Here is an 11392-nt window from a genome sequence, read left to right on the forward strand (position 1 = left end):
CAGCCGCCCCCGCCAGAGTTAGCCCCGCCACCACAGCAAGGATGGTGGCAAACGCCACGGCCGAAATGAACCCTAGGAACCCTGGCCCACCAACTGTTTCGGCCAACAGAAGTGCCGCCATGTTGCCGCCCGCATCAACGTTCCGGATCTGTTCTTGACCTACGATGACCATCGCACCGAAGCCAAGAATGAAAGTAAGCAAGTAGAACACCCCAATAATTGCTGTAGCGTAGGACACCGACGTTCGAGCAGTTCGCGCATCCGGTACGGTGTAGAACCGCATCAGGATGTGCGGAAGGCCAGCTGTGCCGAGCATTAGTGCCATCCCGAGCGACACAGCATCGACCGGATCGGATACGAGTCCACCGGGGCCTAGCACACCGGAGCCATACTGGTCGCTCGCCGCTTGGAAGAGCGCAAGTGGATTGAAATTGAATTGTGCGAGTGCAAGACCCGCCAACAGAAAGGCCCCGACCAACAATAGGACCGACTTAATAATTTGGACCCACGTAGTCGCCAGCATGCCACCAAACAGCACGTAGGCCAGCATAACGGTGCCGACAATGATGACAGCTAGTTCATAAGGCAATCCGAATAACAACCGGATAAGATTACCCGCGCCCACCATCTGAGCAATCAGATAGAACGCCACCACAGCAAGCGACCCGACCGCGGCGGCCACACGCACCGGCGCCTGACGCAGCCGAAAGGCAACGACATCGGAGAACGTGAATCGCCCAAGATTCCTGAGTGGCTCAGCAATCAGAAACATCACGATCGGCCAGCCGACCAAGAAACCAATCGAATAGAGGAGACCGTCAAAGCCTGAAAGCGCGACCAAGCCAGCAATGCCAAGGAAACTGGCCGCACTCATATAGTCTCCTGCGAGTGCTAGACCGTTCTGGAGGCCAGTGATGCTTCGACCGGCGGCATAGAAGTGCTCAGCGTTATGTGTCCGCCGCGCGGCAAGGTAGGTAATGCCCAGCGAAAGTACGATAAAAATGAAGAATCCCGCGATCGCGATCAGATTAGGCTCACCCAGACTACTCGTCACAACCGCCCCCGCAGCGCAGCCACGCCACTGTCGTAGTGCCGGTTGGCCCACCGGACATAGACCCAGACCAGTATCCACGCTGCAACAATCACAAGCGCGCCGAGCAGAATGCCAAGACTTAGACCAGGGCTGACCAGCGTCGCGAGAAGGGATTTACGAAACGCGACCAGCAAGATAAATCCAAAATAGAGGACCATCATGGTAATCGTGAGCCCAATCGCGATACGCCAGCGCGCAGAGTTCAAGCGTTTCAACTCATCAAAAGAATTCATAATTACCAATCTACACTACTGGGTTTCAGTTCGACTTTGCGTTGTCTGGGCTTGAATAATTATATTGCCGGCCGCGTCTCTCAAAACGAGTGTCACCTCTTTTTCATCTATGGATAGAAAATGCTCTGTAAGTAAACCACTGATAATCCCAAAGTCCATCTTCCAGACCATAGTCCGCCTATCATCTTGCCAATCTCCGATCCAATACGAAGAATCTCCTTCTGACGTAAAGTTAAACCGGTGGTATGACCCATCAGCGTAATTAATCATGTCTCGGCTGTCCTGTGATTCACCAATAGTTGTCATCTCCAGGTACTGATTAGACAAGACCCACTTAACCTCTTGGGTGGCTGTCTCGTCGTATCCTCGAGGAACCAACTGTGTAGGGCTCATGACCGTTCGAGCTTGCCATGTTCCGAGATACTGGTTCAAAACACCCGAACCTTTTAACTGCGCTTCTTCGGTAGAGGCTGTTGCCGGTAAAGCGAATAAGGCCATCATCAATGCCAGAACAAGTCGTGTCATATTGTTCTCCACTGCACGGAAACGAAACACGTCCTCATCAGGTTTCCAAGTGTTCGCGATTCGGAACAGCCATAACGTATAGGGCAGCCGCAGCCATTGCAAGATAGCCGATTACAACGTGACGGGGGTAATAAACCCCCACTTGGTAAAACAGATGAGGGCTCAAGAACACGAGTGGCAATCCAACCATCAACAGATCGGTTACTCGCCCGAACCGCCATAGCGCTCGAACCGCGACTCCCACAGCGACCATCCAGAGCAATTGAAGACTACGGAACAGTAGTTGCAACTCCCCGCCAGCAAGCACATGGTCCTGGTTCATCGTCGGGCCATAAAGAAGAAACTCAAGCTGTGCCCAGATCTGCCGCCTAGCCTCTGAGTCGGTCAGTGCGTCTCGCCAAGCGTCTGGTGGCAGCACGAGATTCACTGGGCCACTGGTAGGGAACAGCCTGAACTGATCACCGTAATAAACATTGTGAAGCACTGGAAACAGGCAGATCGCAGCCGCAAGTCCCAACGCGGGTATAAGCGTCCGGTCCCGCTGCTGCACTGCGGTCCGACAGCGCATCACAAGAAGCCACAACAGCGCCGGAGCTTGGTCAGTCCGGGCAATAAATGAAACCGCTAGAGCAGCGAAGCCTTTTCTTCTAGCTTTTCGACCTGGACCAAACAGCCAGGTGAAAGCCAGCGGGAACGCCACCCAGGTTGTGTACTCTGACACTCCTCGACGGATGAGGCTTGCAACGACTGTACTATTAACAAGAGTCACCAAAAGGACGGTTCCAATCAAAGCAACGACCATCTCAAAGTGACCACTGCCGCGGAATCGCCAGCCGAACCATAGCAGCGCACTCGTCACCATGATGCGGGCAAAAACAGCAATCTGGCCATCACCATCACCAAACACGAGATGATTAAAGAACATCACATATCTAGACAGCGGCTGAGCGTTGAAGACCTCTTCCCCGGCACGAAGCGAACCAGTCTCAAGGATCGAGCGAGCAAAGGATTCATACATTAAAAAGTCCGAGCCACCATCCCTCAGTAGCACCGAAGTCAACGAAGGATGCGCACGGGCTTCATGCGCAAGGATGACAATCGCCATTCCGGCACACGCCACGAGCAAATGACGCCGTTTCCGACCCGACATTGTGACGAGAGCGCCGGCCGCGAGCGTAGACAGAAACAAATAGCCATTGATAGCGGATGGTGGGTCGATGGCTGGAAGTAGCGTAATCAGAACAGCCGCTAAACCTGCGCCGAGGAGCCACAACCATTGCGCTTTGACGAACGGCCAGTAAAAACTCGCTAGAATGAGGCCGCTCACTATAGCGAGGACGTCAATAAGCCAACCAAGTAGACGGGTCCAGAGAGGTGGCCCCGAAGCCGGAAGAGGACCCTCTCGCCCTTGGAGACGAAACGTGGCCAGCGGACCCAGGGCACCGTCTCCCCCGGAGCGTTGCCCATCGTCAAATTGATAAGACACCGTGAGGTCATGCCGACCTGCAGGAAGGCGGATCTGCTCGCGCGCAACGCGGTCGTACGAAGGAGAAAGTCTCAGCCTAGCTGAACCTATTTGCACCTGTCCCGCACCAACATACGCCACAGTAATAGATTCAGAAGCATCGAGTTCTACAGCGCCTCGCCAGAAAGCAGTAAATGGGATTCGCTCACGCAGGACCGAGCCCGCTACCCACCAGTAATAGTTGAAGCGTAATGAGTTCATGAACGAAAGATTCCATTCGCTTGGACCAAAATCGATGACTTCATCTACCCGCGTCGCTGTGAAGCGTGCCAGAGGATTGTCGTAAGACTTCTCGCATAGTCCTACCGGGGCCTCATGCCCCATGGCCCGGTAACAGGCAGGAAATCCTTGATAGGTTCCACTCATTAACAGAACGCTCTTGCTGATAAGACCCAGACATAGAAGCCCGGCGATAATAGTGATACGGCCACTGAGCAGCATAGGTACACGGTAAGCCCAGTGCCGCCGAAGCCAACGCGAGAAAATCAGTGGAAGAAGTGCAAGGGCACTGAGTAATTCTGGGAGAGAACTGAGCGGTAAACCAGAGGCCTGAACATAATTGGCGCTTGGGAACACAAGAAACACACCAACCAACGCCAAGAGTAGCGAGGGTGTGCTGAAAGCTTTCAAGTTCGACTTCCTTCCGCGGACAAAACCCAGTGCGGGTAGTGATACGACCCGCATGGTGCCACACATGGTAGGTTGCGATGAATTCCTAGATCCAAAACACTACCATCGTGAAACGATCGAGTTTGAAAGATGCCCCAAGCCGTGCAAGAGTCTATTCGAATTTTTGAGAGGAAACACGATTGGTCACTGATCTGTGAACAGCGGGTTTCGTGTCCGATTGCTAATACCTTCTCATTCTTCTCAACGGCCAGAAATCTTGAACGCCTAACACCACCGTTCCTTAAGTTCCGTATTCACTACATCAGCTCGGAACCACTTGTGGCCGGTGCCATCATCGACTATTCGTTACGCCTTCATCACCTCCCAATCCGCTGGCAAAGCCAGATTGAACAATGGGAGCCTCCACATCAATTCGTTGACAACCAGATTCGAGGACCATTTAAACTGTGGCGGCATACCCACACGTTCCGTGCTGACGGTAGCGACACCATAATCACTGACACAGTACAATTTAACCTCTACTGCCGAGCACTCAAACACACACCAATCCTTACCTGGATTCATAATGACCTAAGAACAATCTTTGAATTTCGTCAACGCGAAATTACAAAGGTGTTTGAAAATGGATTCAAATGTGTGGAGATCCCCCAGTCCTGATATCCTCAACATCTCATGACTGACGCAATCACTAGCGGTCTAACACTACCCCGCCGTGGTAGGTGGACCGGTAAAATGGGTTCTGCACATGAAACACGACGACTTTTCCCCTGGCTCCTAATCCCCACCTTGTGGTTTTTTAGCGTCGGTGTCTATGGGCAGTCGATTCCTTCCGCAGCGTCAGAGGACCAAGCACGTTCGATCGAAGCGCTCGTGGCACCGCCTAGAGATTCCTGGCCGACCAACGGTGGCAACATTTACAACCAGCGGTACTCTCCTCTCGACGAGATCAATCGGGAGACCGTGGGCGACCTTGGAGCGGTGTGGCGGTTACACCTGGAAGGCTCAGGCGTTGGTCAAAAATACTCCGGAGAAGCGCAGCCAATCGTGAGCGACGGAGTCATTTATATAGTCACAGGAGCCAACGACGTTTTTGCTATCGGCATAGACTCCGGTCAGATTCACTGGCGGTATAACGCAAACCTGGATCCCGACATTTCACCGATATGCTGTGGGTGGACTAGTCGTGGCGTCGGACTCGGTAACGGCAAGGTCTACGTCGGGCAACTTGATGGTCAGCTCATCGCGTTGGACCAGCAGACAGGCAAACTGGCTTGGTCAGTTCAAGCTGCGCGATGGGAGGATGGCTATTCGATTACGAGTGCACCGCTGTATTTCGACGGTTTGGTAATCACTGGCTTTGCCGGTGCAGAGTATGGCATCCGTGGACGAGTCAGCGCGTTCCATGCTGCTGATGGGTCCCCAGCCTGGGTCTTTCACACCGTTCCCGGACCTGGCGAAGTGGGACACGACACGTGGCCTCAGGATAACGATGTGTGGAGGCACGGCGGGGCGTCTGTCTGGCAAACGCCGGCCGTCGATCCCGAGTTAGGTCTACTCTATTTCTCCACTGGAAACCCCGGACCTGATTTCAACGGCGCAGTCCGTGCTGGTGACAACCTGTTCTCGGTCTCGATCGTCGCGATAGACGTGGCAACTGGGGATTATCGCTGGCATTTTCAACAGGTACACCACGACCTGTGGGACTACGACTCGCCGAGTCCGGTCGTTTTATTCGATGTCGAGATCGATGGTGTCGTCCGAAAAGCGTTGGCCGAAGCAAGTAAAACCGGCTGGGTCTACATTCTTGATCGAACTAACGGTGAGCCACTCATCGGCATCGAAGAACGACCGGTACCGCAGGAACCCCGCCAGGCAACAGCAGCTACCCAACCCTATCCAATCGGCGATGCTATCGTGCCACAATCGATCGACATCGCACCCGAGGGCTACACACTCGTTAATGGTGGCCGAATCTTTACGCCATTCTGGACTGAAGGCGTTGTCGCCAAACCCTCGCCCTTCGGTGGAATCAACTGGCCGCCACCTGCCTACGACCCAGCAACTGCCACTCTCTATGTGTGCGCGAATGACCGGACGCAGTTCTTTAACGGTGGTGATCGGGATTTTGAGATTGCTCCAAATGGAGCGAGATACATCGGTGGCACATTCGCGAGTGTGCCAATGCCATCGACGGGCATTTTCGCTGCGGTAGACATGACAAACAACCGCTTGGTGTGGCGTCAGCAATGGGCAGACCTGTGCTACAGCGGTTCACTGGCTACCGCTGGGGGCCTCGTCTTTGTTGGACGGAATGATGGCCGCCTAACAGCACTCGACTCAAGTAATGGCCGTCTCTTATGGGAATTCCAAACAGGCGCCGGCTCGAATTCTGGAACGAGTACATTTGAGCACAATGGAGAGCAGCACTTAGTCAGCTACTCGGCTGGGAACCTCTTTGCTGGGTCACCGCGTGGAGACAGCGTCTGGCTCTTCTCACTATCCGGCACTCGGGAACCAGCGCAATCTCCGGCACTAGCGGAACAACCTCCGGCACCAGACCGGCAAGCCGATGTCAACTTGGGTCGTCAGGTCTTTGTGGAAGCCTGCGGTTTCTGTCATGGGCCGAACGGAGATGGGGGGCACGGCGGTCCGGCACTCAATGGCCTAACAGACCTCGACCTCGGAGTCGCGAGCCTTATCGTCACGGAGGGCGGTGCTGACATGCCAGCGCTCGGGTCAAGTCTCACATCAGCTGAAATCCAAGACGTGGCCGCCTACCTCGTCGAGAGACTAATTGTGCGTTAGCACCTAACCTTGGGCGGACCACCATCGTCTCGGGTCAATACGTTCGCCGTAACCCAACCACCCATCGAGCCACAGCATCATCCGTCGCAGCGGTGTACCTGCGAGCCAACGACCGGCACGAAGCCACCATTTCGAAAAATCTTTGTTGTAGGGACAAACCCTGATGCAAATTGAACAGTCGCTATTCTGGGCCGCCCAGTAGCCAAAGCATTTCTCACCATCAATTGACCATTTTCGGACACCCTTAATATTGGACTGGTTGTAGCGTTCGGTACTCGGAGGACCATTCGGAATCGCCTGGACAGGACAGGCCGTGCTGCACTTCTGGCAAACGTCGCAAAATTTCTTCACGCCAAATTGAATCGGCTTGTCGTGCGCCAGCGGAAGATCAGTGTAAATCTTTCCCAAGCGAACACGTGGTCCGAACTCCTTCGTGATTAGTAACCCATGCCGGCCATACTCGCCGAGCCCAGCCCTGATCGCGAATGGAATGGCCAACGACGTGTCATTCATGCTAGCAACCGCCTGATAGCCAAGATTTTGGATGTACTGCGCGACTGATAAAACAACCATCGCATCCCGTGAGTATCCGGCTCCAGTTGCTGCTCCACTAAGTGCGGATGGGACAGTGCGGATCAGGTCGTAATCCATCGACTGGGCCGTGACAATGACATTCGTCACTTCAGGTGGAATCTCTTGCGGTCGCTCGGTGAGAGACAGGTCGCTAAACTTATTCACATACATCCAGCGTTCGTCGTAGTCGGTAATACCAACGAGGTCGGCACCAAAACCCTTGGCGACGCGCTTAATCTCGGCAGCCGTCTCCGCAGGCGTACCCAAGTTGATACGTTCATCCGCCACGCCACGGGTTAGCGTGAACTCGTCATTGAAACCTTCGCGCCGGTCAGCATCCAGTTTTAGGTCGGTAAAGAGGTCGGAGACCTGCCAGGCAGCGTTGCGCAACGCGTAATCCTTCTGGGTAAAACCGTCTGTCGACCGCCAATTACTGAGTGGCTCACGATAGGTTGCGTAGAACAGGTCACTCTTCGCGCTTCGGATCCGTGCATCCCACCAAGACCGGCGAAAGACATCATCTCGCTGAGAAAACCGCTGGAAATCAGACTGAATCTCAAAACCAGCCTCGGCATCTTTCGCATGGCGAGATGGACTGCGAGTGTGACGACTCATAACGCTGTCGAGCTTAATTTGAGGAAGGGGTTTTTACCAAGGCCTACCCTGCCACACCGGATGTAGTTTCTGAACTGACAGTACTCGCCGAGAAGCACGGTCGGCACAATTAATGGTAGAATAAGGAGTTCGGCCCGCCTGTAAAGAAAACGCAGTCGATCTTCCGACCGAATTTGGATGCCTCGCCGGTGAACTGGCTCGAAATCGCAATTGCCATCTCGGCCGTTTTGGTCGGCTCCGTCGTACAGGGAGCTGTGGGATTCGGTCTAGCGTTGGTCTCCGCACCGGTTCTTATTCTGATTGATCCGCGTTTTATTCCGGCCCCGTTGTTACTCGCATCACTTTCATTAATCCTACTTACCGCTTACCGTGATCGGCAAGGGATCGACCTCTCTGGCCTGCGATGGGCATTAATCGGCCGGTTCGCTGGCACCGGAGTTGGGATCACCGCACTTAATCTGATTTCCGGTAGTCAACTTACTCTCACATTTGGAGTGATCGTCCTAGTTTCAGTCGGCCTCAGCGCCTCCGGACTCCATTTGCGACCTAACCCAAGGACCCTGATCGGTGCAGGCACAATCTCTGGCTTTATGGCTACAACTTCATCGATCGGCGGACCACCCATGGCACTCCTTTACCAAGACGAATCAGGAACCCGATTACGTGGCACTCTGGCCGGATTTTTCGTCGTTGGTGTATCAATCTCACTGGTGTCACTAGCCCTTATCGGGCGACTGGGACAAGAAGAACTTAAACTCGCACTAATACTGCAGCCAGGAATCTTGATCGGATTCGCTGCTTCGTCGCGAGCGATTGAGTGGCTTGACGGTGGTCACACGCGGTCGGCGGTTCTGACCGTTGCAACCGTCATGGCTTGTGTCGTAATCCTGAACGAGTTGTACAACTAGTTTTCTAACCCCGCAATAGCCAAAATGGTCGTCAGCACGACCTGCAAACCGCGGACGGTCGGTTCAGGATCAACGTCAACCCACTCGTCTAGCGAGTGACTCCGCCCACCGAGCCCGCCACGACCAATCGTAATAGCTGGTATACCTAGACTAATTGGTAGGTTTGCATCAGTACTCGACGTCCGCGGCACCACCTCAATCCCGAACAATCCAGCCGCAGCGACAGCTGCCTGCATAATCGGGGCACTGGCCGGCGTAAAGCCCGACGGACGGTCCCCGATCAATTGAAGTTCGAGTTCGATTGGACCTTGGGATACTGAACGCGTGGCGTTTTCTTGGTCAACCGCTAAATCCATCGCGCTAAGAAATGCTTCGACGAGCCGGTCAAGTTCTTCCGGCGACTCCGAGCGCATATCAACATCCATAGAGGTCTCGAACGGAATCGAATTGACCGAAGTGCCACCTCTCACGATCCCAATGCTGAACGTCGTCTTAGGCTCTTCGGGCACAGGGATGGCCGCGAATCGCTGCATGGCACCCGCCATAGCGAATGCAGGATTGACGAGCCCGAAAGCGCCGTAGCTATGTCCTCCAGGCCCCTTAAAAACTGCGCGGTAACGGCGGCTCCCAAGAGCACCATTTGTAATCGTAGATTGACCTCCAGACTCGACAGACACAAACTTCGCAATCCGATTTCGATAGGCACCCTCACGAAACAAGTGTTTCACCCCACGAAGGTCTCCTGGGCCTTCCTCCCCAACGTTTCCGATAAAGAGAATGTCAGACGTTGTGGACACCGATGCGGCATCGAGTGCACGAATCACGGCTAGGACAGCAGCCAAGCCGGCCGTGTCGTCACCAATCCCCGGTGCCATCAGCCGAGTACCGTTCCTACGGACCGTCACATCCGTCTCCGTTGGAAAGACCGTATCAAGATGCGCGGCGACAGCAAGAAGCGGGCCACCGCCAATACCAGGACGTATGCCCATCACGTTTCCGATCTCGTCCTGAACAACATCATCCAGCCCAGCCGCCCTCAACAGTTCAAGGTAGGCAGCAGCCCTGCGCTCCTCTGCAAAGGGTGGCGCCGGAATTTCAGTTAGCTGAATTAATTCTCTTACGTAGCGTTCGGAGTCCTGGTCTAGGTAGTCAAGGGCAACCTGATACTCCGGACTTGCTTGAAGCGATGAAAGGTCAGCCGTCGGCTGAGCCCAGAGAGGTGACACAAGTCCACTCAGGAACATTACCAAAAAGTGTCGAGTTCTCATTCAGTACTCCAAATAGCCAAACGGTCGCCAAGCCCCTACCGGGCCCACAACATTGTGCCAAGCTTCACCGACAAAATCTAATGGTGATCTATACTGAAAGCGAATGCCAATCTATGAGTATCAGTGTCGCAAATGCGATCACCGCTTCGAAATCCTCCAGCAGATGGGTGCGGGGTCCCACGCACTCTCCTGTCCGAATTGCAGTTGTCATACCGTCGATAAGCAATTCTCGACCTTCTCTAGCTCAGTCAATGCCGACATGGCGAAGAGCCCGGCAGGGCCAGGCGGCTGCGGGCCTGGGCGTTTCACCTGAGCAGCGTGAATCCTGGCGACCCGGTGGGTCGCTACCGAAGCAGTTATCGGTTTACCAGTTCTCACACCCACGGACAGGCGACGAACCGTTCGTCTTTTAGTTCAAGCGGGGGCACCGCTTCTGCACACGAGGCACGAACAATCGGGCAGCGAGTGCGAAAACCGCATCCGGAGGGTTTCTTGATCGGAGTCGGTATGTCCCCAGCTAGGTGGACGCGCTCATCAAGTCGCGCACGTGGGTCGGCACGTGGTACAGCCGAGAGTAACGCACGCGAATACGGATGCTTTGGCTGGTTATACACTGAGTCGGTAGGCCCAATTTCAACTATATTGCCAAGGTACATCACCGCGATCCTGTCAGAGATATGTCGTACGACTGACAGGTCATGGGCAATAAAGAGGTAGGACAATTCAAATTCCTGCTGTAAGTCCTGCATGAGGTTAATCACTTGAGCCTGAATCGACACGTCGAGCGCACTCACTGGCTCATCTGCAATGACTACCTTCGGATTCGTCGAGAGTGCCCGTGCGATGCTAACTCGCTGACGCTGCCCACCCGAAAACTCGTGGGGATAACGGTCAGCCTGTTCGCCCGTTAGACCGACTTTTTCGAGCAACCAAATTACCTTGTCTCGTCGGTCGGCCGCCGAGAGCTCCTTGGCGTGAATCGTGAGTGGTTCCTCAACGATGTCACCAACAGTCATTCGAGGATTAAGCGAAGAGTAGGGATCCTGAAAGATCATCTGGAGATCTGAACGATAGGGCCGCATTGAAGCCCGGCTCAGCGCAGTTAAGTCAACAGTCTGTGCTTCGTGGTGATAGAGGATTCGACCTGACATCTCTACGCCGTAACTCATCGTGCGTAGGATGTTTACAATCGCCCGACCGATAGTGCTCTTTCCACA

Annotated in this window: 10 protein-coding genes; 3 read left to right on the forward strand and 7 right to left on the reverse strand. The window is 54.3% G+C overall.

Annotation, left to right across the window (positions count from 1 at the left end; translation table 11 throughout):
* The 4 genes from QGH09_09620 to QGH09_09635 form a co-directional block, all read right to left on the reverse strand.
* Positions 1-1054, reverse strand: a 1054-nt coding sequence (locus QGH09_09620) for a hypothetical protein (GenBank protein HJO18442.1), incomplete at its 3' end; no start/stop codon positions are given.
* Complete coding sequence (locus QGH09_09625; GenBank protein HJO18443.1) at positions 1051-1326, reverse strand: DUF485 domain-containing protein; 276 nt, start codon at positions 1324-1326, stop codon at positions 1051-1053. The genes QGH09_09625 and QGH09_09620, both read right to left, overlap by 4 nt.
* A 15-nt stretch (positions 1327-1341) precedes the next feature.
* Positions 1342-1851: a hypothetical protein gene (locus tag QGH09_09630; GenBank protein ID HJO18444.1), complete on the reverse strand. Its 510-nt coding sequence runs from the start codon at positions 1849-1851 to the stop codon at positions 1342-1344.
* A gap of 37 nt (positions 1852-1888) precedes the next feature.
* Positions 1889-4006 (reverse strand): hypothetical protein, encoded by a 2118-nt coding sequence (locus tag QGH09_09635; GenBank protein ID HJO18445.1) that lies wholly within the window; start codon positions 4004-4006, stop codon positions 1889-1891.
* Positions 4007-4135: 129 nt separating this feature from the next.
* Between QGH09_09635 and QGH09_09640 the strand changes: the two genes are divergently transcribed.
* Both QGH09_09640 and QGH09_09645 read left to right on the forward strand, forming a co-directional pair.
* Complete coding sequence (locus tag QGH09_09640; GenBank protein ID HJO18446.1) at positions 4136-4663, forward strand: SRPBCC family protein; 528 nt, start codon at positions 4136-4138, stop codon at positions 4661-4663.
* A gap of 75 nt (positions 4664-4738) precedes the next feature.
* Complete coding sequence (locus QGH09_09645) at positions 4739-6811, forward strand: PQQ-binding-like beta-propeller repeat protein (protein HJO18447.1); 2073 nt, start codon at positions 4739-4741, stop codon at positions 6809-6811.
* A 3-nt stretch (positions 6812-6814) separates the two neighbouring features.
* On the opposite strand, the gene QGH09_09650 is transcribed toward QGH09_09645, so the two are convergent.
* Positions 6815-7999 carry a reductive dehalogenase gene (locus tag QGH09_09650; protein HJO18448.1) on the reverse strand — a complete coding sequence of 395 codons (1185 nt, stop codon included), beginning with the start codon at positions 7997-7999 and terminating at the stop codon, positions 6815-6817.
* Between the two features lie 188 nt (positions 8000-8187).
* On the opposite strand from QGH09_09650, the gene QGH09_09655 reads away from it, so the two are divergent.
* Complete coding sequence (locus tag QGH09_09655; GenBank protein HJO18449.1) at positions 8188-8907, forward strand: sulfite exporter TauE/SafE family protein; 720 nt, start codon at positions 8188-8190, stop codon at positions 8905-8907.
* Here QGH09_09655 and QGH09_09660 read toward each other — a convergent pair.
* Positions 8904-10175 (reverse strand): M20/M25/M40 family metallo-hydrolase, encoded by a 1272-nt coding sequence (locus QGH09_09660; GenBank protein HJO18450.1) that lies wholly within the window; start codon positions 10173-10175, stop codon positions 8904-8906. The genes QGH09_09655 and QGH09_09660 overlap by 4 nt on opposite strands.
* Before the next feature lie 374 nt (positions 10176-10549).
* Positions 10550-11392, reverse strand: an 843-nt coding sequence (locus tag QGH09_09665; protein ID HJO18451.1) for an oligopeptide/dipeptide ABC transporter ATP-binding protein, incomplete at its 5' end; no start/stop codon positions are given.

The organism is Vicinamibacterales bacterium (assembly GCA_036012125.1).
Classification (GTDB): domain Bacteria; phylum Acidobacteriota; class Vicinamibacteria; order Vicinamibacterales; family UBA823; genus UBA11600.